The organism is Massilia sp. HP4 (genome assembly GCF_005222695.1).
In the GTDB taxonomy this organism is placed as follows: domain Bacteria; phylum Pseudomonadota; class Gammaproteobacteria; order Burkholderiales; family Burkholderiaceae_D; genus Telluria.
This window is the reverse complement of record NZ_STGG01000041.1, coordinates 110,879-131,514: the sequence shown is the minus strand read 5'-3', so window position 1 is coordinate 131,514 and position 20,636 is coordinate 110,879. Positions and strand designations below refer to the sequence as shown.

The following is a 20,636-nucleotide window of genomic DNA, read 5'->3' as shown; positions in this document are numbered from 1 at the left end:
GGGCAGCCTTGCTGCGCAAATGGGAGACACTCTTGGGTAAAACAAATAAATATGGCGGCGCGGTGGCGTCGACCTTGATGGCGGCGCTGGTCGCATTTGCCATGCCGGCGCAGGCGCTGGCGCAGGCAGCGCCCGCAGCCGCCACTGCCGTGGCCAATGGCGCCAAGCTGCACCTGGAATGGGAGCTGCAGCGCCCCGTGGCGAGCGCACAGCTGCCGAAGGGCAGTTCGCCGGCGCGCTTCACCCTGACCAACCGCGACGCCCAGGCCTTGCCGGCGCAGGGATGGTCGCTCTACTTCAATGCCATCGACCGCATGCCCAAGGGCGTGCAGTCGGGCGGCCTCCAGCTCGAACAGATCGCCGGCGGCCTGTTCCGCCTGTATCCGGGGCCAGGCTTCAAGGGACTCGCCCCGGGCCAGGCGATCGAGTTCAACTACCAGCATTCGGACTCGGTCTATACCTCGTCGAAAGCGCCGTCCGGCCCCTACCTGGTATATGACGCTGCGCCGGACACCGGCGTCGCGCTCGACTACCAGGTCGTGCCGCTGGCGCAGCCGCCCCAGGCCGGCGTCAAGGACAGCCCGCATTCGCTGGTTACCCCGCAAGACACTTACCAGCGCAATGCGCGCACCGAATTGCTGCCGGCCGCCGCGGTGCCGAAGGTCTTGCCGACGCCGCTGCGGCTCGATGCCGGCAAGGGCACGCTGGCGCTCAAGGGCTTGCCGAAGATCGACGCGCCGCCGACCCTGGCCAACGAAGCGGCGCTGGCGCGCTCGCTATTCCCATCCAGCCTGCCCGCCAGTGGCGGTCCGGCGCTGCGCCTCTCAATAGGCAACGTTCCCGGCCAAACCTCGCCCGAAGCCTACCGGCTGAGCATCGCCGCCAACGGCGGCATCGCCATCGTCGGCAATAGCGCGGCCGGCGTGGCCCATGGCCTGCAGTCGCTGCGCGACCTGATGCCGCTGCCCGGCGCCAAGTCGCCGGCGCTGCCCGAGCTGACCATCGTCGACGCCCCGCGCTTCGGCTACCGCGGCTTCATGCTCGACGTGTCGCGCAACTTCCACGGCAAGGAAACGGTGTTCAAATGGCTCGACCTGATGGCGCGCTTCAAGCTGAACAAGTTCCACTTCCACCTGACCGACGACGAAGGCTGGCGCCTCGAGATCGCCGGCCTGCCCGAGCTGACCGACATCGGCGCGGTGCGCGGCCACGCCGCGAAACCGGGCGTGCGCCTGCAGCCGGCCTACGGTTCGGGCCCCGACCCGAAGGATCCCAGCGGCAGCGGCTACTTTACCCGCGACGAGTACAAGGAAATCCTGCGCTACGCGCAGGCGCGCCATATCGAGGTCATCCCCGAGATCGAGATGCCGGGCCACGCGCGCGCCGCCGTCCAGGCGATGGAATCGCGCTACCACCGCCTGAAGGCGGCCGGCGACAAGGACTACTCGAAATACCTGCTCAACGACCTCGAGGACCGCTCGGTGTACAACTCGCCGCAGCTGTTCGGCGACAATGTGATCAACCCGGGCCATGAATCGAGCTACACCTTCATCGAGCACGTGGTGCGCGAAGTGGTGGCGCTGCACCGCGAGGCCGGCGTGCCGTTGTCGACCATCCACATGGGCGGCGACGAGCTGGCCCACGGCGCCTGGGAAAAGTCGCCCGTCAGCGCGGCGATGATGAAGAAGCATAATCTCGAGACCGTGGTCGACCTGTGGGATTATTTCTACGATCGCGTGGACAAGATCATGCGCCAGCACGGCCTGTTCATGTCGGGTTGGGAAGAGCTGGCCGCGCGCCAGACGATGCTCGATGGCCGCCCGAAGCTGATCCCCAATCCGCGCTTCCCGGAGCGCGGCTTCTCGGCCTATGTGTGGAACAACACGGTCGGCAACGAAGACCTGGCCTATCGCCTGGCCAACGCCGGCTACGACATCGTATTGACGCCGGTGACCCGCATGTACATGGACATGGCGCACAACGCCAATCCCGACGAGCATGGCGTGAACTGGGGCGCCTACGTCGAACTGGACACGGTGCACGACTTCATCCCGCTCGACATCAACAAGAACGCCCCGGAGGCATCGCGCATCGGCAAGGACCGCCTGACCGACTACGGCAAGCGCCGCGTGCGCGGCCTGCAGGCCAATCTGTTCGTCGAAACCGTGCGCGACCCGGCACGCATCGACTACCTGGTGATGCCGCGCCTGGTGGCGGTGGCCGAGCGCGGCTGGGCGCCGGATCCGGCCTGGGCGACGGAAAGTGACGCGGCCAGGGCCGCGCTGCTGCACCGCGGCGCCTGGACCGGTTTCGTCAATGCCCTCGGCCAGCGCGTGCTGCCGCGCCTCGACCTGGACGGCTCGAAGGTCGCCTACCGCATCGCGCCGCCCGGCATGATCGAAGAGGGCGGGCAGGTGAGGGTCAACCACGTGCTGCCCGGGATGACCCTGCGCTACACGGTCGACGGCAGCGTGCCGACCGCCGGCAGCCCGGTGGTGAACGGCCCGATCGCCGTGCGCGGCACGATCCGCGCCGCCGCCTTCGACCGCAATGGCAGGATGGGGCAGGTCGCGAGCATCGAACGGCGCTAGCGCCCTTGCCGAATTTGCCGACCGTGCTATATAGTCGGTGCTTTCAGCGGGACCGTTGGTGGATGCGTCGATGAAGAAGGTGATCTGGCTGGGTGTCATGATGGGGGCGTTGCTCCTGGCCGGCACCTGCGCCGCCACGCCGGCAGCCGACCGTCCTGGCCTGCAGGTGCTGCACTGGTGGACCTCGCCCAGCGAACGCAAGGCCGCCGACCTGCTGGCATCGACCCTGGCCGGCGAAGGCATTGCGTGGCAGGACGCCGCCATTCCCGGCGGCGCCGGGCTGGGCGCCGGCAAGGTCCTCAAGGGCAGGGTGCTGGCCGGCGACGCCCCTGAAGTGACCCAGCTGATCGGCCCTTCGATCGCCGAATGGGCCGACCTGGGCCTGCTGCTCGAACTCGATAACGTGGCCGATGACGGCGACTGGCGCGGTTTCCTGTTCCCGACCATCGGGCAACTCGTGGTACACCGGCGCCACGTGGTGGCGGCTCCCCTCGGTATTCATCGCGTCAATACGCTGTACTACAACCGCCCGCTGTTCGCCCGCCTGGGCTTGAAGCCGCCCGTGACCTGGCGCGACTTCGAGCACGTGGCGCGCCGCCTGCGCGCGGCCGGAGTGGCTCCGCTGGCCCAGAGCAGCGAGGCCTGGCAAGTGGCGGCGCTGTTCGAGAACCTGGTGCTGGCCGAAAGCGGCCCGGCCTTCTACCGCGAACTGTTCGTGCAGCGCAGCCCGGCAGCGGCCGCGGACCGGCGCACCCATGAGGCCTTGCAGCGCCTGCGCACCATCAAGGGCTGGCTGCGCGAAGAACTCGACGAGCGGCCCTGGCCCGAAGTCGTGCGGCGCTTTGCGCGCGGCCAGGCCGGCATGATGATCATGGGCGATTGGGCCAAGGCCGAGCTGGCCGAGTTCAAGGCCTTGCCCGACCGCGACTTCGGCTGCGCGGCGGCGCCCGGCACCGCCGACTACCACCTGTACAGCGTCGATACGCTGGCCATGTTCGCCGGCGACTACCGCCAGATGGCGGCCCAGGAAAAGATGGCGCGGCTGATGGTGACGCCAGGCGTGCAGGCCGGCTTCAATGCGCTCAAGGGCGGGGTGCCGGTGCGGCGCGACGCCGACCCAGGCGCGATGGACAGCTGCGCGCGCCAGTCGTGGACGGTGTTCGCCAGGGGCTCCGCGGTGCAGGCGCCCAGCCTGGTGCACCGCATGGCCCTGGACGAAGCCAGCCGCGACGCCATCATCGCCGAGGTGCACCGCTTCTTTTTGGACGACGCCGTTCCGCCGGCCCAGGCCCAGCGCCGTCTCGGCGCGCTGTTCAGGCTATTCAATCTCAAACCTCTTGGAGTGGCAGGTGCGCAAGATACTGATCGTGGACGATGACCAGAAGACCCGTGAACTGCTCAAGACCTACCTGGAGAAGAACCAGTACGAGGTGATCCTGTCGCACGACGGCGAGAGCTTCCTGGCTGCGCTGGCCGCCCAGGCCGACGCCCTGTCGCTGGTGATCCTGGACGTGATGCTGCCCGACACCGACGGCTTCATGCTGTGCCGCCAGGTGCGCCAGCGCTCGAATGTACCGATCATCATGCTGACCGCCAGCTCGGACGAGACCGACCGCATCGTCGGCCTCGAGCTGGGCGCCGACGACTATATCGCCAAGCCCTACAGCCCGCGCGAGCTGCTGGCCCGCATCAAGGCGATCCTGCGCCGCTCGGCGGTGGAGGCGCCGGCCGCGCGCTACTACCGCTTCGTCGGCTTTACCCTCGACCTCATGGAGCGCAAGGTGCTCGATCCCGAGGGCGAGCAGGTAGCGCTGACCGGGCTCGATTTCCAGCTGCTGAAGTATTTCGTCGAGCATCCCGGCATCATCCTCGACCGCAGCCTGTTGTGCGAGGAAACCCGCGGGCGCGACTCGGGACCGATGGACCGTTCGCTCGACGTCCAGATCAGCCGCCTGCGGCTGCGCCTGCACGACGACGGCAAGCAGCCGGCCCTGATCAAGACCGTGCGCGGGGCCGGCTACGTGTTCTCGGCCGACGTCAGCGTGTCGAGTGTCTAGCCACATGAAGCCCTGGCTGCGGCGCCTGGTGCCGGCCTCGCTGCTGGGCCGCCTGATGCTGGTGATGGCGGCGGGCCTGTTGGTGACGCAAGTGGCGGCCAGCACGATCTGGGCCAGCCAACTGCGCTACAAATCGCAGGTGGAGGCGCAGTCGTCGGCCAGGTATGTGGCGCACAGCGCGGCCGGCGCGATCCGCTTCTTTCGCAGCCTGCCGCCGGCCTACCGCGCCCTCATCATCCAGCAGCTGCGCGAGATGGGCGGCACGCGCTTCTTCGTCAACCTGAACCACGCCTATGTGCCGATCGAGCACATCGCCCCGCATCCGCTGGCCGACCAGGTGATCGGCACGGTGGCCGCCACGCTCAAGAGCGACTTGCCGAATTCGCCGGGCTTCCGGCTGGCCTTCGCCTGGCCCGACCGGCTGGTGGTGGCCGAGCACGACGTGCGCCTGGAAGACTTGCCGAACGCCTGGGTCCAGCACGTGCTGCTGCTGCAGCCCGACCCGGCGCCGATCCTGGTGATCCAGACCGAGATCGAACCGGGCAACTGGCTGTACATGGCGGCATTGATGCCCAACCCTTACTTCTTGAGCGGCAACGACCCGTTCAGCTGGGACCGATTGATGCCGCAGGCGCTGTCGCTGGCGGTGGTGCTGATCCTGTGCCTGCTGGTGGTGCGCTCGATCACGCGGCCCCTGGCCGCATTGTCCGATGCCGCTGCCGCCGTTGGCCAGGGCCATGACGACGCCAGTCCGCCGCTGCCCGAAACCGGCAGCCGCGAGTTCGTCAATACGGCGCGCGCCTTCGGCGCCATGCGCGAGCGCATCGGCCGGTATATCGAGGACCGCGAGCGCCTGTTCATCTCGATCTCGCACGACTTGCGTACCCCGATCACGCGCCTGAAACTGCGCGCCGAACTGCTGGACGACGAGGCGCTGCGCGGCGAATTCGAGGAAGACCTCGACGAACTGGACATGATGGTCAAGGGCGCGCTGCAGTGCGTGAAGGACAGCGATATCCACGAGAACCCGGCCGAGATCCGGCTCGACGCGCTGCTTGGCCGCATGGTCAAGAGCGCCCGGTTGGCCGGTCACGAGGTTGGCTATGAACCGTCCGGCATCGTGGTGCGCGGCAAGCCGTTGGCGCTCAAGCGCGCGCTCGGCAACCTGCTCGACAATGCGCTTTACTACGGCGCGAGGGCCGAGATCGCGGCGCGCGAAGAGCCGGGCAGCGTGCTGATCGCCGTGCGCGACCACGGTCCGGGCGTGCCCGAGGACGCGCTGGCCAGCCTGTTCGATCCCTATGTGCGCCTCGCCCATGGGCGCGACGCCAATGACGGCGGCATGGGCCTGGGCCTGGGTATTGCGCGCGGGATCGTCGAGGCGCATGGTGGGCGGCTGGAGTTGTCGAACCATCCGCAAGGTGGGCTGGTGGCGCAGGTTCGCTTGCCTGGTCGCGGCTGAGCTGTTGGCGCCAGTCTGCAGGAGGCGCTAGAATACCTCTGGCACGATGATCTCCGGCGGCACTGGCCTGCGTACATAATCGTCGTGATACTCTCGCTCCGGCAATTCGATCGTCGGCCGGTCGACCTCGACATACGGCATCTGCTGCAGCAGGTGATGGATGCAGTTGAGCCGCGCGCGCTTCTTGTCCACGCCTTGCACCACCCACCAGCGCGCCTCCGGGATATGGGTCCGCTCGAGCATGATTTCCTTGGCCCGGGTGTATTCTTCCCAGCGCCGGCGTGATTCGAGGTCCATCGGACTCAGCTTCCACTGCTTGAGCGGATCGTGGATGCGGCTTAGAAAGCGCGCATTCTGTTCTTCGTCCGAGATCGAGAACCAGTACTTGATCAGCTGGATGCCGGAGCGCACCAGCATGCGCTCGAATTCCGGCACGGTCTGGAAGAATTCATCGTACTGATCATCGGTGCAAAAGCCCATCACGCGCTCGACCCCGGCCCGGTTGTACCAGCTGCGGTCGAACAGCACGATTTCGCCCGCCGCCGGCAGGTGCGACACATAGCGCTGGAAGTACCACTGGGTGCGTTCGCGGTCGTTCGGCGCCGGCAGCGCGGCTACCCGGCAGACCCTGGGATTGAGACGCTGGGCGATGCGCTTGATCACGCCGCCCTTGCCGGCGGCGTCGCGGCCTTCGAACAGGATCACGACCTTGTGGCCGGTGTGCACGACCCAGTCCTGCAGCTTGACCAGCTCGGCCTGGAGGCGGAACAGCTCATGGAAATACTGGCGACGGGCTTCTTTCTCCTGCTCGCTGCGGGTGGGCGAGGGCAGCAGTGTTTCGGGATCGAGGTCGCGATCATCGAGCTCGAGTTCGAGTTCCTCGTCGTAGCTGTCGGTCAGGTCGCGCTGCACGCGCTGGGTGAGGTCGGTGGATTGGACGGCGGGCACGGCGGCCTCCTCAAGCAGAAGATGGATGGCGAAAAATCCATGCCAGTCTAGTGCCATTGCGTGTCACCGATATGACAGGCCGGTCGTGCGCTCAGTCGGGCCGTACCGGCGCGTTGTTCCTGACCAGTCCCGGCGCCGCATACAGCCCCTCGGTGACCTGGATCGCCAGCCGTTCGGCATCGCGCCGGCGCACGGTGTCCATGACCTGGGCGCGCACCAGGGCGTCCGGTTCGAGCAGTTCCAGCGCCTTGCTGGCCAGCGACAAGGCCGATTCCACCGTCTCGCGCACCTGCCAGTCGACGTCGGCGCGTATCAGCTCGATGGCATGCTCTCGGTCGAAGGCGCGCGCCAGCACCGGGATATGAGGAAACTCGGCCTTGGCGATCTCCACGATCGTGAGGCAGGCCTGGCGGTCGTCGATGGCCACCACGATCATGCGCGCCTCAGGCGCGCCGGCCGCATGCAGGATGTCGAGCCGGGCGCCGTCGCCATAATGCACCTTGAAGCCCAGCGGCTCGAGGTCGAAGATCGCCTGGGTGCTGGTCTCGATGATCGACAGCGAGTAGCCGTTCTCGAGCAGCGGCTGGCTGACGATCTGGCCGAAGCGCCCGAAGCCGATCAGGAGCACGTTGGCCCGCAGGTCGGCCGGCGCCGCCGTGCGACCGGGCGAGGGCGCCCATTTCGGCATGACAGCGTCGTACAGCATGATCAGGAACGGCGTCAGGATCATCGAGACGATGACGGCGGTGGTCAATATAGCGTTCGCGCGGGCGTCGAGGATGCCGGCCGCGGTGGCGGCCGCGTACAACACGAAGGCAAACTCGCCGCCCTGGGCCATCAGCACGGCGCGCCCGACCGCTTCGCGGTTGTCGAGGGCGAACATGCGGGCCACGCAGTAGATCACCGCCATCTTGAGCAGCATCTAGCCGGCGACGGCCAGCGCCACCTGCTGCCAGGCGCTGGCGATCACGCCCAGGTCTAGCGCCATGCCGACGCCCAGGAAGAACAGGCCGAGCAGGATGCCGCGAAACGGCTCGATGTCGGCCTCGAGCTGGTGCCGGAAGGTGGACTCTGACAGCAGCACCCCGGCCAGGAAGGCGCCCATCGCCATCGACAGGCCGCCCAGCTGCATGGCGTAGGCCGCGCCGAGCACCACCAGCAGCGCGGCGGCGGTCATGACTTCGCGCGCCCGCGCCTGGCCCAGCATCCTGAACAAGGGGTCGAGCAGGAAGCGTCCGGCCAGCACCAGCCCGGCGATGCTGGCGGCGCCGACGGCCAGGGCCTCGATCCTTTCGATGCCGGCGATGCGCTCCGTGCCTGGCGCCAGCAGGGCCACCACCGCCAGCAGCGGCACGATCGCCAGGTCTTCGAGCAGCAGGATGGCGATCGTGCGCCGGCCGCGCGGCAGGCCGCGCACCCGCCGCTCCTCGAGCATCTGCATCACGATCGCGGTCGAGGTCAGCACGAAACCGGTGCCGCCCACGAAGCTCTGGGCGAACGGGAAACCCAGCACCATCCCGAACACGGTGAGCACAGCGCTGGCGCCGGCCACCTGGGCGAAGCCGAGGCCGAAGATCTCGCCGCGCATGGTCCATAGGCGCGACGGCTGCATTTCGAGGCCAATCACGAACAGGAACATCACGACGCCCAGCTCGGCGATGTGCAGGATCGCCCCGGGATCGGCCACGACCTGCAGGCCGAACGGGCCCACGACCATGCCCGCCGCCAGATAGCCGGTCACCGACCCCAGCCCGAGACGCTTGAACAGGGGCACGGCCAGCACGGCGGCGCCGAGCAGCACCAGGATCGGCACCAGTTCGACGGCCGCCGCCGTGCTGGCCGCCCCGTGCGCCGGCGCCGCCGCGTTCATGGCGTTCCGCTGGCCGGCGCCGGCTTGACCCGGGTCCAGAGGTCGTTGAACTCGATGGCGTCGAAGAAGGCCCACACCCTGGTCGCCTGGTCACCTTGCATCTCCATGATCCAGGTGTAGGTATTGACATAGGGCTTGCCATCGACGGCGGTGCCCTGGGCGTCGAAGAATACGATCACCGTGTCGCCGTCGGCATGCAGCTGGCGGACGGTCGGGCGCAGCGGCTTTGCCATGCGCCTATTGAAGGGATGGATTACCTCGTTCATGAAGGCGGCCTTGTCCGGGTAGGCGCGCGAGGCCAGCGACCTGCCCACGATGGTCCACTGGGCGTCGTCGGCGAGCAGGGCGAACGGGCCGCCGGTGCCGTCGGACCAGGCCTGGAAGGCAGCCCGCACCCTGTCCTTGTTGCTCGATTCGGTCTGCGTAGTCATGGAGGCGCTCGCGTCGTTTGCCTGCAGGGGGAGGGAAGTGCCGGCGGCCAGCAACAGGGCCGCCAGGCACAGGGTTCGGGCAAGGGATGGCATGGCGTGCTAGATCGTGTTGTCCCAGGCGGCCAGCTGATGCTGCCTGAGCATGTCCTCGATCGCCTTCGGCATCACGTTGCGGAACTTGCCGCTGTCGGCCGGGACGATGTCGATCATCCGGTCGATCATCTCCTTCGGATCCATCTTGCCTTCGGGCGTGGCGAAGAAGTCGTCGAAGCCCTTGCGCAGCTGCGCGCGGCTGGTCAGGTGCTTGCCTTCGACCAGCCAGCGGAAGGGGTTGTCGGCCATGGTCTCGTTGTAGCCGGTGTAGTAGGCGCCCGGATTGATGGTCTGGATCCGGATGCCATAGGCCGCCAATTCCTGCTGCAGCGCTTCAGCGATCGCTTCCAGCGCATGCTTGGTCGAGACATAGGTGCCCCAGTTGGCCGGCGTGAACAGGCCGCCCATCGACGAGGTGAAGACCACCTTCCTGCCCTGCGGCTTGCCGCCGTCGATCCATTTGCGCACCACGCGCTGGGTGAGCGTGAGCGGCAGGAATACATTGACCTCGTAGTTCTTGCGCACCAGGTCGACCGGGATTTCCCACACTGGCCCCGCCTCGCCCATGCCGGCGTTGTTCCACAGGACGTCGACCTCCCAGCCCACCGCCTGGTCGATGTCGTATGGGTCGGTCAGGTCGAGCCTCTCCACGCGGATGCGGTCGGCCAGGCCCAGTTCCTGCACTTCTTCGCGCAGGGCCGTCACCTGGGACGAGACGTGCACGGTGGCGATGATCTTGTGGCCGTTGCGGGCCATGCCGATGGCGGCGCCACGGCCGAAGCCGACGGCGGCGCCAGTAATCAGGATCGTCTTGGACATGTCGGTGCTCCTTTATATGGTGGTGAAGTGAAGGGAAGGTGCGCTTCAGCGGGCGCTGAAGGCCGCGGCGCCGGCGCGGGCGATTTCCTGGTCCTGGGTCACGGCGCCGCCCGAGACGCCGATGGCGCCCTGCACCGCGCCATCGCCGGACTTGAGCGACATGCCGCCGGCGAAGGTCATGAGCCCACCGTTGCTGAGCTCGAGCCCGGGCGCCGGCGCGCCGGGCTTGCAGTACTCCCAGACGTCTTCGCTGTTGCAGGCGAACAGCGCCGCGGTCCTGGCCTTGCCCAGGGCGATATCGATCGATCCCAGCGGCGCCGCATCCATGCGCTGGAATGCCTTGAGGTGGCAGCCGCCGTCGATCACCGAGATGACGGCGGGGACGCCGAGGGCCGTGGCCCTGGCCTGCGCCGCCTCGATGACCGCCTGCGCCTGCGCGATGCTGATAGTCATATGGTTGCTCCTTCGTCGAACGAGGGTCATGGATCGGGCGAGGGCGGCTGCCACCATGGGCAGGTGGCGGGCTATGACCAAGGTCGGAGACTCGCCCCGGCCCGGGTGGTTCCGGTAGCAACCGCCAGCACCTGATACCGATTATCTTTAAAACATGGGCCGCAGCGTGGTAATTTATTGCTAACTTCTGGTACTTGCTTGCCGTGAGCTGGAGTCGCCATGTACCCTGCGCCCAACCCTGACAATCGCCTGCTGGCCGCGCCCGTCGCGAGCAGCCAGGACCGCCCATGGGGCGGCGTCGGCATCGATGTCTATGAGTGGAAAGCGGCCGGCCGGGTCGGTTCTGGTGTGCTCGAGCAGGACGTGATCGGGATGCGCATCTCTGGCACGGTGCGCCTGACCCAGGTGCGCGGCGGCCAGACCCATAGCGCGATGATCGGTCCCGGTAATATCGGCATCCATCCGCGGGGCATGCCGTCGGAGTGGGCCTGGGACGGTCCCGGCGCGATCATGCTGATGCGGGTGCCGCCGGCGCTGCTGCAGCAGGCGGCCGAGACGTCGCTGCGCGGCGCGCTGCCCACGACTGCGCTGGTCAACTGCTTCTCGGCCCGTGATCCCTTCGTGGAGCGGATCGTGGCGCTGTTCCTGGCCGAGATCGAGGGTCCGCCGCATCCGGCCCAGGCCTATGTCAGCCAGGCCCTGTCGAGCGCGCTGGCGTTGCACCTGGTGCACCGCTTCAACTGCCAGCTGGCCCCGCGCGAGCGCGCGCCGCGCGGCCTGAACCCGCGCAGCCTGCAGCGGGTGAAGGAGTTCATCGACGCCCACCTGCACGAGGAGATCGACCTGCAGATGCTGGCCGGCGTCGCCAACGTCAGCCGCTTCCATTTCGCGCGGCTGTTCCGGCACAGCACCGGCTGCAGCGCGATGGCCTACCTGGAACGGATGCGCATGGCGCGCGCGCAAGCGCTGATCCGGCACGGGCGGCTGCCGCTGTCGCAGGTGGCGGCGCTGGTGGGGTATGCCGACCAGAGCTACTTTACGCGGCGTTTCCGGCTGGCAGTGGGGGTGACGCCGGCCAGGTATGCGCGGCTGTGCGCCGCGCGTTCGGGAGAGTGGCGCTAGAGGCCGGCCCTCGAGCCGGACGGATGGTGTCCGGACGCCGTGCTATACTGGTGCCGTTCCGACTCTCGCCCCGTATATGAGACGATTCATCGTCATCTGCCTGACCCTGCTGCTCCCCCTGAACATGTTTGCCCTGGCCATGGCCGCATCCGCGATGCAGCCGGCCGCAGCGACGGAACACGTCACACCTTCCGAAGTCCTCATCCACACGGCCGATCTCGAGACGGATGCCGCCGTGCCCCTGTTCGCCGACGCCTACCTCGGCGGCGGCTACGATTGCCAGGCTGGTTGCGACATCGACCCTGATGAACCGCCGGCCGGCGCCGACGTCCACGATTCCGTCTACGAAGACCTCGGCCTGCGATTGTCCGGCAGGCCCGGAGGCGCGGTCGCGCCACGGGCGCCACCGCCTGCCATTCACGCCTCGTTCCCTCCGCTCAAGCCCCCGCGCAGGCCCTAGAGGCCTGCCTGCGCCGCATCCGCGGCGCCCCCTGGCCGATCACGATCTCCGCATCGCGGCGCATGTCACTCGACTGCGCCGCCATGACGGCGCTCGCGGCCGCGACAAACTTTTGCGAAATAACGAGGTAACACCATGGAATGGCTATTCGACCCGGCAATCTGGGCGGGTCTGCTCACACTCGTTGTCCTGGAAATCGTCCTGGGCATCGACAACCTGATTTTCATTGCGATCCTGGCCGACAAGCTGCCGCCGCACCAGCGCGACAAGGCGCGCCTGATCGGCCTGACCCTGGCCATGCTGATGCGCCTGGGCTTGCTGACCATCGTCTCCTGGCTGGTGACGCTCACCACGCCGCTGTTCGCGCTGGGGCCATGGTCGCCCTCCGGGCGCGACCTGATCCTGCTGCTGGGCGGCGTGTTCCTGCTGTTCAAGGCCACCGTCGAGCTGCATGAGCGCCTCGAAGGGATCACCCATGTGCAGACCCAGTCGAAGGTGTATGCCAGCTTCGGCGCCGTGATCGTGCAGATCGTGGTGCTCGACGCCGTGTTCTCGCTCGACGCCGTGATCACCGCGGTCGGCATGGTCGACCAGCTGGGCGTGATGATGGCGGCCGTGATCATTTCGATCGGCGTCATGATCGTGGCCTCCAAGCCGCTGACCCGCTTCGTCAATGCGCATCCGACCGTGGTCGTGCTGTGCCTGTCCTTCCTGCTGATGATCGGCCTGTCCCTGGTGGCCGAGGGCCTGGGCTTCCACATCCCGAAAGGCTATCTGTATGCGGCGATCGGTTTCTCGATCCTGATCGAGGCCCTGAACCAGTTCGCGCGCCGTAACTTCCTCAAGAACGAGGCGCGCATGCCGCTGCGCGACCGCACCGCCGACACCGTGCTGCGCCTGATGGGCGGCAAACGCCGTACCGACACCGAGGCCGACACCAGCGATGCGCAGGCAGGAGAGACGCAGGCCTTCGGCGTCGAGGAACGCAATATGGTCAGCGGCGTATTGACCCTGGCCGACCGCTCGATCCGCTCGATCATGACGCCGCGTTCGGAGATGTCGTGGGTGAACCTCGACGACAACAGCGACGACATCCTGCGCCAGCTGCAGGAGTCGCCGCACAGCCTGATGCCGGTCGGCCGTGGCCAGCTCGACAACCTGGTCGGCATCGCCCGCACCAAGGACCTGATCAGCCAACTGGTGCTGCAGGCGCGCATCGAGGATGCCGTCACCGATGGCAATGGCCCGATCCGCAAGCCGATCCTGCTGCCCGACACCGCCGGCGTGCTCAAGGCCATGGACACGCTCAAGCGCGCCCACGGCCAGCTGGTGCTGGTGACCGACGAATTCGGCATTGTCCAGGGCCTGCTGACCCCGGTCGACATCCTGGAGGCGATCGCCGGTGAATTCCCCGACGAGGACGAGCAACTGGCGATCCAGCCCAAGGGCCCGAACGAGTGGGAAGTCGATGGCGCAGCCGACCTGCACCTGTTGGAGCAGGTGCTGGACGCCGAAGGCCTGGTCAGCAGCGACGACGAATACACCTCGCTGGCCGGCTTCCTGCTGGCGCGCTTCGAGAGCCTGCCCGAGCCGGGCCAGGAAATCGAGATCGACGCTCTGCGCTACCGCATCCTGGCGGTCGAGGAACGCCGCATCGCCAAGGTGCTGGTTCAGCGCGTCGTGCCGGAAGCGCCGGACACGCCCGGGCAGGCGGCTTGAGCACCAATTTTTTACCGTAACCGTACCGAGAAGGACATCATGAAACGTACTCTCCTGTTTATCGCGACCAACCTGGGCATCATGCTGGTGCTGGGCATCACCGCCAGCCTGCTGGGCGTGAACCGCTTCCTGACTTCGAACGGCCTGGATCTCACCAGGCTGCTGATGTTCGCCGGCCTGATGGGCTTCGGCGGCGCCTTCATCTCGCTGCTGCTGTCCAAGCCGATCGCCAAATGGAGCACCAGGGCGCGCGTGATCGAGCAGCCATCGAACTCGACCGAGCAGTGGCTGCTGAACACGGTGGCGGGCCAGGCCCAGCGCGCCGGCATCGGCATGCCCGAGGTCGCGATCTATGAAGGCGAGCCGAATGCCTTCGCTACCGGCGCGACGAAAAACTCGTCGCTGGTCGCGGTGTCGACCGGCCTCTTGCAATCGATGACCGAGCAGGAAGTCGAGGCCGTGCTGGCCCACGAGGTGGCCCACATCGCCAACGGCGACATGGTGACCCTGACCCTGATCCAGGGCGTGGTCAATACCTTCGTGATCTTCCTGGCGCGCATCGTCGGTTATTTCGTGGACGGCATGCTGCGCAAGAACGACCAGGAGAACAGCGGCCCCGGCATCGGTTACATGGTCACCGTGATCGTGTGCGAGATCGTGTTCGGCCTCCTGGCCAGCATCATCGTGGCCTGGTTCTCGCGCCAGCGCGAGTTCCGCGCCGACCGGGGCGCCGCCAGCATCATGGGCCAGCCGCAGCCGATGATCGCCGCGCTGCGCCGCCTGGGCGGCATGGCCGAAGGCGAGCTGCCGAAGAATATGAGCGCCTTCGGCATCTCGGGCAAGGGCGGCGCGATGGCGCTGTTCTCGAGCCACCCGCCGATCGAAGAGCGGATCGCGGCCCTGCAGGGGCGCTGATAGCGACGGTGCCCATGGCACGCTGCGATGGGCACCATCGGGGATTAGACCGGATGTTGGATTTTCGAAATTGAATTGCGCGGTTGAAACATAATTGCTAGACTTTCACTCGGGCTTGCCCCAACCGAGCCGATTGTCGAAAGCTGCTGGTGATTCAATTAAACAGGCCAGTTATTTTACTGCTGCCATTTCATCGCTATACATTGCAAGTCTCGCATCGTCTGCTGGACGGCATGGGGGGCGTATCGATGTTCTTGCTGCGCGCGGTCGCCGACGGATTGGTGCTGCCCCAGCTGGCAAGCGTCACTGGCCTGTCGGTTGCCGCCCTGCGGCGGCAACTGGCCTTCCTCGAGCAGCATGGCTTCCTCACCATCGACGAGGCAACGCAGCCCGATCATGCGCCAGCCGTCGCACTGGCCGAGCGCGGCGCACGCATGGTCGAGGTGCAGCGCTTTCTCGCAGGGTTCGCGCCCAGTGTCTGGCTGGACGCCTTTACGCTCAAGCCACATGCTGTGCACGCCCTGGCCTTACGCGATAACGGGCAGCTGGTGCTGGCCGGCGAACATGCGCCTCTCAACGGCGCCTCCAATCCTGCCAGCAATCGCTTGGTGGTTCGTTTGCCTGAACGGACCTGGCAGTACAGGCCGTTCGAGCAGGCAAACCGCATGCGCTCTGTCTTGTCGGCAGACGCGTTGGCCGATCTGATTTCTTTTCTACACCCCGACGCCGCAGCGCTGGCTGGCGAGGAAGCGCCCCATTGGTATTGCACGCCTGGCCGCTCTGAGCGGGACCAGGCGCTTGAATTCCTTGCTGTCGAGTACGCAGCTGGCGAGTTTTCGCTTGACCACTCCCAACCGCAGGGTGGACGGGCGACCTTGCCGGCTGTGGGCTTGCCCGTACTAGCCGTGACACATCGCTTCAGCAAGTCGTCCAGCCTTCCCTGGCGTGTCGACGTGCCTGCGAGCCAGACTCACTATATCGAATTGGCAAGTATGGGACCGCTACCGGTTTTTGACGGCATGGCCATTGGTGATGCGCGCCAGGCCAAGGTGTCTATACCGCCAGCGTGCGACGCGACACAGCCATCCGGCTTGCCCGCGGCCGTCTTGCCGCCCGGCGTCGAAGCGCAGGTTGAGATCACGCACCTTGAGGCGGCATGCTCGCTCGATCACGATTTGTTGAGCCGCCGGATGCACGCGATCGACAGCGTCGTGCTTTTTTCGTTCAATCGCTCAGCTTCAACCGTGGAGGCAGCATGATTGCCGTTGATATTTTCGCAGACATGGTCGAGTGGGACGACGTTCAGCGCACGCGTGCGCACCGTGCCGCAGATCTCGGCAGCACGATCTACGCCGTGGCGCGAGGCAGCGCGGCTGCGCCGTTGATTTTCCTGGAAGCGGGACTGAACGTCATCGATGCCATCGACGCGTTCTGCCGCAATCGCCAGGCCAAGGAAGTCACGCGCCAGCTGGAAATCGAGGGCAATATGCTGCTCCGCCTATTGGCTGACCTCGATGAGCGACTGGACGTTGCCGCAAGGCAGGACGATTTGGCACTGGAGGCCAGGCTGGCTTTGCTGCGCCGTAGCCTGGAGCGGCAGGCATGCGACATCGCCATTGGCGAGAAGGCGTTCAGGGGCTTGTCGCAGCAGATCGGCGTTCTGGGCCAAGCTATTGCAGCGCTCCGCCTGCACGCCGCGCCAAGTTGTCGCTCCTTGCTGCAGTTGGAAAAAGTATTTTATGAACTGGTCGATGCGCAGCTACGCATTACTTTGAACTTTGTCGCAGAATAAGGATCGGACATGAAAAAACCAGGCTCTGGCAGGACTTCGGACCAGAAGGGCGGCAGTAAAATGACCCCGCAGGTGATCGGCAAAGCGCTGGATGTCGCCCATGGGCTGGTAGGCGTCGGCAACAGCCTTATTGGTCTGGCCAGCGAAAGGGAACGCACCCTGCAAGTGCAATGGAAGGCGGCGCAAGAAATCGAAACGTCCCGCCAGAAGACCGAGCAAGTTCAGATAGCGGCGCAGGTCGATATCGCAAGGCTCCTGTCCGACGACCGCGCGGATATTCGTGCGCATGAGCTGGCGATGACTGCGCTGCGCCTGGAAGAAAAAAAGCTCGATTCCGTCCTGCGCCAACAAGAGCAGGTACTGGAACGGATACTCGATAGCGCCGACTCGCAGGCGCAGTTGGTGGCCAGCTATAGTGCGCTGCTGAATGGCCCAGAGCGGTCTTGATATTCCATGGTACCCGCACTAGCCGTTGGCGCCGCGGTCGCGCTGGGTGCTGCGGCGCTCGCCTTTTTCCTCGATCGCGACACCGAGGAAGAGCGCGCCCTGCACGCCGAACTGCGCCGTCGCAACGCTGGCCTGCGCTCGCGCTACGACAGCAGGGCGGCGGAGCATGCGCGAGAACGCGCGGAACGGCGCCGGCGGGCGGCGCTCGAACGTGCCGACAATCTGCGCGAGTATTGCCTCCGTTATGAGCGGCGCCTCGACGAGCCGGCGCTTGAGTTCCGCAAGCTGGGCCAGAGCCTGAAGGCGGAACTGGCCGACAGGTCGATCAGCCCCTACCGTCGCAATGCACTGCGCGGCTTGCAGGCGCGGCTGGAGGCGACCGTCAACCGGCTCGATGCCTTCCTGGCGTATTGCCGCTGGTACCGTTCACAGCTCGACCACCTGCTTGCAAAGGAGCGACATGAGGCCTTGCTGGGCTTCGACGAGCCGTCCTCGCGCCTGCCCGAGGACTGGTACTACCATGGCAAGGTGGGTCTGGTCCCCATCGCCGAACTGGCCAATGTCCCGAACCGCTATTTCCAGCATCTCGCCTTGCGGACCGCTGCATCGGGTGCCGATTTCAATGACACGCGCCAGCGTGCGTTGGCGATGCAATATCCTGACCAGGACGCAGTCCCGGTTCAGCTGTTCAAGTCGAACAACCCACGCTACTTCAAGGCGTGCATCCTGCGCGGGGCAATGTATGTCGAACACGTCATCGAGAAGCTGCCTTGCCCGGCGATTGTGGTCGGGATGCGGTCGAACAAGGACCATGGTGACGTCTATGAGATTCGATGTTTCCCGGCGTTCTGCGAACCCGGACCGGGGCAGGAGATCGACAATGGCGTGCGCGCGTTCCTGCCGCGGTCCGAGACGGCCTTTCCGGGCAAGCGTTACCCCGCTGGCGAGCGCATCGAGGTGTTCCTGCATCAGTACGATCTCTGCATGAGCGGTTCGAGTGTGACGGTGACGCAGCATCGCGAGTCGCTCGCGGTCGCGGGCAGTGGCAGCGCCCCAGTCTTCGTGCACGCAGATCAAGGCGTCCTGGACCTGCACCCGTTGATCGCTGAGCTGGCCCGCGGGGCGGACTGGAAATTGCGCTCGACGACCGAGAGCCGCGCCGGCATCCAGGTCGACCTGCAGGTCGGCGAGTGGCAGGTTCTCGCCGAGGTCTGCCATGACGCCAGTCAGCTGCGCATCGATGCGCTGGCCCGGCAACCAATCGACAGCACCCAACTCGATCAGCTTCCCTTCGCCATGCGGCTGGTCGATGCGCGCTTTAAAAATAGCGTATTCTGCGACCGCCTGCGCTTTGACCAGTTCGTACAGTTCTGCCGCCAGCAGGCATTGTTTGGCCAAGATAGCGAAGCGCGCAGAAAGGCGGCCGGATTCTTCGACCGCTGGAGCGAGGTGATCGACTACCTGCTTGAGGAGGACGGCTACCAGACTTTCCCGCTGGAGTCGATAAGCGCGCCGGATAACAGGGAATGGGACTGCGCATGCGCCGGCGATCTCGCGTCTGCGGTTCGGCGCCACTTCGACAAGTCGGCCTACTCCGCGCCGATATTCATCGAAGAGCAGTACCGCGATCGCGCCGGCGAGCCGCGCTGGCTGCGTATCGGCGAGCTGACCGGCATTCCCGACAAAGTCGAGCCGAACACGTATCGCCTGCCACACAGGGGGATCGAGCGCGCCGCCGTAGCGCACGGGTATGAGACGGTGCCGGAAGCACCACTGCGCCTGCGACTGCCGAACGGCGGCGAGCTCGCCAACCTGACCCGGCAGAAGCGCACCTTGCAGACTTTCATGGGTGGACGTCTAGTCAACCGGGCTCTGCAGCAGATCCTTCTGATGCCGGAACGCTATACCCCGCAGCCCGATGCATTCTGGTCGGCGCGGGTCGCCAGCGGTCTGAACTGGAGCAACCCCGACTGGATCGCGCCAGGACAGGCGCAGATCGCGAAGCGCGTGATTGAAGAAGCGCTCGTCGAGTCGAATCTTTACTTGATCCAGGGACCGCCTGGCACCGGCAAGACGACCTGCATCGTCGAATTACTGCATCAGCTCTTCGATGCCGATCCTGAAATGCGGGTGCTGGTGGTGTCGCAACAGAATACCGCAGTGGATAATGCGCTCGACCGCTTCCTGCGGCATCATCCCGATAGGCGCGCCAACGTGCTTCGCATCGGGAACGACCCGTCCAAAGTGGAATCATCCCTGCAGCCGCATCTCACCGATGCGATCCTGACTGAATACCTGGGCGAACGCCAGCGCGAGTACAGCCTCGCAACTATCGAGAAATCCGGTCGAGCAGCGTGGCTCGCCGACTGGATGGAGAGCGTCCACCGCCAGGACGCTCGCGGACAGTCTCGCTTCGACGACGAGCTCGCCGAGTTGCTGGTGGGCGACTATGGCCTGGTCGGCGCGACCTGCGTAGGACTGGGTTCTCGCCGTTATGGCATGGACAGACTGGTATTCGATGTCTGCATCGTTGACGAAGGAGGACGCTCCACGGTGCCGGAACTGCTCATTCCACTGATGCGCAGCCGAAAGGCGATCCTCATCGGGGACCATCACCAATTGCCGCCTAGCGTGGCCAGCAGTTTGCGAGACGGTGATGTACGCGAAGTGTTGCCATTTCTGGAAGACACCTTTCTGAAAACGAGCTTCTTCGAGCAACTGTACGATAACCTTCCGACCGCTTGCCGCGGACGGCTCCAGGTGCAATACCGCATGGTGGAGCCCATCGGCGACTTGGTGGCCGATCTGTTCTACAGCCATGACGGCCAGCGCGGCCTGTCCAATGGGAAGGTCCATGACCGCAGTGGCTTCCTCGATCCGGAATATCCGCTGCGGTGGCACAATGTCGAAGGCCGGCAGGAAAAGGAGCGCGATGGCGGCACGAGTCTGTTGAACGTCGCCGAGGCGAAGTCGATCCTGCATTTCCTGAAAGTCGCGGCGCGCCGGCTGGCGATCATGCGCAGCCAGCCAGGCGCCAGCATCGGCAAGAAGACGGTTGCTGTCATTACGCCCTATGGAGCGCAAAAACGCTTGATCCTCGGCATGCTGGCGGCCGCGAGGGACGAAGGACTGGAAGACGTCATGTCGATCGAGGTCGACACGGTCGACAGCTTCCAGGGCAGCGAAGCCCATCTCGTGCTGTACTCGACCGTCCGCACGGCGGGAAGCATCAGCTTCCTGCTCGATCGACAGCGCCTTAACGTGGCTTGCTCGCGGGCTAGGGAGAACCTGGTCTTTTTTGGAGCGACCCGGTTCTTGCGCAAGTGCGAAGCCCGCCGCACCGAGCGCCTGTTCAGCACCATCATGGAGCGTAGCAAGTACGAACCAGGTAGCCAGGCCGATACGCGGCCGTCGCGCCAGGATCGCCAACGGAGCGTGGCGCGCGCCGCCTGATGCC

Annotated in this window: 17 protein-coding genes and 3 pseudogenes; 14 read left to right on the top strand and 6 right to left on the bottom strand. The window is 65.9% G+C overall.

All coding sequences use genetic code 11. The annotated features are described in order from the left end of the window. Positions 1–77: 77 nt before the first annotated feature. The 6 genes and pseudogenes from E8M83_RS26575 to E8M83_RS14575 all read left to right on the top strand — a co-directional run. Positions 78–1,001 (top strand): annotated as a pseudogene (locus E8M83_RS26575) (glycoside hydrolase family 20 zincin-like fold domain-containing protein); the annotation flags it as partial. After that, positions 987–2,228: pseudogene (locus tag E8M83_RS26570) on the top strand (family 20 glycosylhydrolase); the annotation flags it as partial. The pseudogenes E8M83_RS26575 and E8M83_RS26570, both read left to right, overlap by 15 nt. Next, a complete protein-coding gene (locus tag E8M83_RS26565) occupies positions 2,211–2,591 on the top strand; it encodes a chitobiase/beta-hexosaminidase C-terminal domain-containing protein (protein ID WP_373995055.1) in 381 nt (126 codons plus the stop codon). The pseudogene E8M83_RS26570 and the gene E8M83_RS26565, both read left to right, overlap by 18 nt. Positions 2,592–2,661: 70 nt before the next feature. After that, on the top strand, positions 2,662–3,969 hold the full coding sequence (locus tag E8M83_RS14585) for an ABC transporter substrate-binding protein (RefSeq protein ID WP_137174071.1): 1,308 nt from the start codon (positions 2,662–2,664) through the stop codon (positions 3,967–3,969). Next, positions 3,941–4,648 carry a response regulator gene (locus tag E8M83_RS14580; protein WP_137174070.1) on the top strand — a complete coding sequence of 236 codons (708 nt, stop codon included), beginning with the start codon at positions 3,941–3,943 and terminating at the stop codon, positions 4,646–4,648. Before E8M83_RS14585 ends, E8M83_RS14580 begins: the two co-directional genes overlap by 29 nt. A gap of 4 nt (positions 4,649–4,652) precedes the next feature. Continuing rightward, entirely contained in the window at positions 4,653–6,110 is a 1,458-nt protein-coding gene (locus E8M83_RS14575) for an ATP-binding protein (protein ID WP_137174069.1), read from the top strand. A gap of 27 nt (positions 6,111–6,137) precedes the next feature. Here E8M83_RS14575 and ppk2 read toward each other — a convergent pair whose 3' ends face one another. The 6 genes and pseudogenes from ppk2 to E8M83_RS14550 all read right to left on the bottom strand — a co-directional run bounded on the left by ppk2 (position 6,138) and on the right by E8M83_RS14550 (position 10,724). Then, positions 6,138–7,058: a polyphosphate kinase 2 gene (ppk2, locus tag E8M83_RS14570; protein WP_137174068.1), complete on the bottom strand. Its 921-nt coding sequence runs from the start codon at positions 7,056–7,058 to the stop codon at positions 6,138–6,140. A 91-nt stretch (positions 7,059–7,149) separates the two neighbouring features. Continuing rightward, positions 7,150–7,746 carry an NAD-binding protein gene (locus tag E8M83_RS26280; RefSeq protein ID WP_229491559.1) on the bottom strand — a complete coding sequence of 199 codons (597 nt, stop codon included), beginning with the start codon at positions 7,744–7,746 and terminating at the stop codon, positions 7,150–7,152. A gap of 33 nt (positions 7,747–7,779) precedes the next feature. Continuing rightward, a pseudogene (locus E8M83_RS26275) lies at positions 7,780–8,928 on the bottom strand (monovalent cation:proton antiporter-2 (CPA2) family protein); the annotation flags it as partial. Further along, positions 8,925–9,359, bottom strand: a complete 435-nt coding sequence (locus E8M83_RS14560) for a nuclear transport factor 2 family protein (protein ID WP_206077461.1) — start codon at positions 9,357–9,359, stop codon at positions 8,925–8,927. The pseudogene E8M83_RS26275 and the gene E8M83_RS14560, both read right to left, overlap by 4 nt. Before the next feature lie 99 nt (positions 9,360–9,458). Continuing rightward, positions 9,459–10,271 (bottom strand): SDR family oxidoreductase, encoded by an 813-nt coding sequence (locus tag E8M83_RS14555; RefSeq protein WP_137174066.1) that lies wholly within the window; start codon positions 10,269–10,271, stop codon positions 9,459–9,461. Positions 10,272–10,316: 45 nt separating this feature from the next. Continuing rightward, a complete protein-coding gene (locus E8M83_RS14550; protein WP_137174065.1) occupies positions 10,317–10,724 on the bottom strand; it encodes a heme-binding protein in 408 nt (135 codons plus the stop codon). 219 nt (positions 10,725–10,943) lie between these two features. Between E8M83_RS14550 and E8M83_RS14545 the strand changes: the two genes are divergently transcribed. The 8 genes from E8M83_RS14545 to E8M83_RS14510 all read left to right on the top strand — a co-directional run bounded on the left by E8M83_RS14545 (position 10,944) and on the right by E8M83_RS14510 (position 20,632). Continuing rightward, on the top strand, positions 10,944–11,846 hold the full coding sequence (locus E8M83_RS14545) for a helix-turn-helix domain-containing protein (protein WP_137174064.1): 903 nt from the start codon (positions 10,944–10,946) through the stop codon (positions 11,844–11,846). A gap of 76 nt (positions 11,847–11,922) precedes the next feature. Then, positions 11,923–12,306, top strand: coding sequence for a hypothetical protein (locus tag E8M83_RS14540; protein WP_137174063.1), 384 nt, complete (start codon positions 11,923–11,925; stop codon positions 12,304–12,306). A 135-nt stretch (positions 12,307–12,441) separates the two neighbouring features. Continuing rightward, positions 12,442–14,025 (top strand): TerC family protein, encoded by a 1,584-nt coding sequence (locus tag E8M83_RS14535; RefSeq protein WP_137174062.1) that lies wholly within the window; start codon positions 12,442–12,444, stop codon positions 14,023–14,025. Positions 14,026–14,064: 39 nt separating this feature from the next. After that, positions 14,065–14,940 carry a protease HtpX gene (htpX, locus tag E8M83_RS14530; protein WP_137174061.1) on the top strand — a complete coding sequence of 292 codons (876 nt, stop codon included), beginning with the start codon at positions 14,065–14,067 and terminating at the stop codon, positions 14,938–14,940. A 149-nt stretch (positions 14,941–15,089) separates the two neighbouring features. Continuing rightward, the gene (locus E8M83_RS14525; RefSeq protein ID WP_137174060.1) at positions 15,090–16,199 is read left to right on the top strand and encodes a hypothetical protein; all 1,110 of its coding nucleotides are present in this window, start codon (positions 15,090–15,092) and stop codon (positions 16,197–16,199) included. Then, positions 16,196–16,732 (top strand): hypothetical protein, encoded by a 537-nt coding sequence (locus tag E8M83_RS14520; protein WP_137174059.1) that lies wholly within the window; start codon positions 16,196–16,198, stop codon positions 16,730–16,732. The genes E8M83_RS14525 and E8M83_RS14520 overlap by 4 nt, the downstream gene beginning before the upstream one ends. 9 nt (positions 16,733–16,741) lie before the next feature. Further along, positions 16,742–17,179 (top strand): hypothetical protein, encoded by a 438-nt coding sequence (locus E8M83_RS14515; protein ID WP_137174058.1) that lies wholly within the window; start codon positions 16,742–16,744, stop codon positions 17,177–17,179. Between the two features lie 6 nt (positions 17,180–17,185). Next, positions 17,186–20,632 (top strand): DEAD/DEAH box helicase, encoded by a 3,447-nt coding sequence (locus E8M83_RS14510; RefSeq protein ID WP_137174057.1) that lies wholly within the window; start codon positions 17,186–17,188, stop codon positions 20,630–20,632. Positions 20,633–20,636: the final 4 nt, after the last annotated feature.

Bases quoted from the DNA above. Each gene is read 5' to 3' on its own strand.
- E8M83_RS14585 (WP_137174071.1), top strand. From the start codon at position 2,662: ATGAAGAAGGTGATCTGGCTGGGTGTCATGATGGGGGCGTTGCTCCTG.
- E8M83_RS14575 (WP_137174069.1), top strand. From the start codon at position 4,653: ATGAAGCCCTGGCTGCGGCGCCTGGTGCCGGCCTCGCTGCTGGGCCGC.
- E8M83_RS26280 (WP_229491559.1), bottom strand. From the start codon at position 7,746: ATGCCGAAATGGGCGCCCTCGCCCGGTCGCACGGCGGCGCCGGCCGAC.
- E8M83_RS14560 (WP_206077461.1), bottom strand. From the start codon at position 9,359: ATGACTACGCAGACCGAATCGAGCAACAAGGACAGGGTGCGGGCTGCC.
- E8M83_RS14555 (WP_137174066.1), bottom strand. From the start codon at position 10,271: ATGTCCAAGACGATCCTGATTACTGGCGCCGCCGTCGGCTTCGGCCGT.
- E8M83_RS14550 (WP_137174065.1), bottom strand. From the start codon at position 10,724: ATGACTATCAGCATCGCGCAGGCGCAGGCGGTCATCGAGGCGGCGCAG.
- E8M83_RS14545 (WP_137174064.1), top strand. From the start codon at position 10,944: ATGTACCCTGCGCCCAACCCTGACAATCGCCTGCTGGCCGCGCCCGTC.
- E8M83_RS14540 (WP_137174063.1), top strand. From the start codon at position 11,923: ATGAGACGATTCATCGTCATCTGCCTGACCCTGCTGCTCCCCCTGAAC.
- E8M83_RS14535 (WP_137174062.1), top strand. From the start codon at position 12,442: ATGGAATGGCTATTCGACCCGGCAATCTGGGCGGGTCTGCTCACACTC.
- htpX (WP_137174061.1), top strand. From the start codon at position 14,065: ATGAAACGTACTCTCCTGTTTATCGCGACCAACCTGGGCATCATGCTG.
- E8M83_RS14520 (WP_137174059.1), top strand. From the start codon at position 16,196: ATGATTGCCGTTGATATTTTCGCAGACATGGTCGAGTGGGACGACGTT.
- E8M83_RS14515 (WP_137174058.1), top strand. From the start codon at position 16,742: ATGAAAAAACCAGGCTCTGGCAGGACTTCGGACCAGAAGGGCGGCAGT.
- E8M83_RS14510 (WP_137174057.1), top strand. From the start codon at position 17,186: ATGGTACCCGCACTAGCCGTTGGCGCCGCGGTCGCGCTGGGTGCTGCG.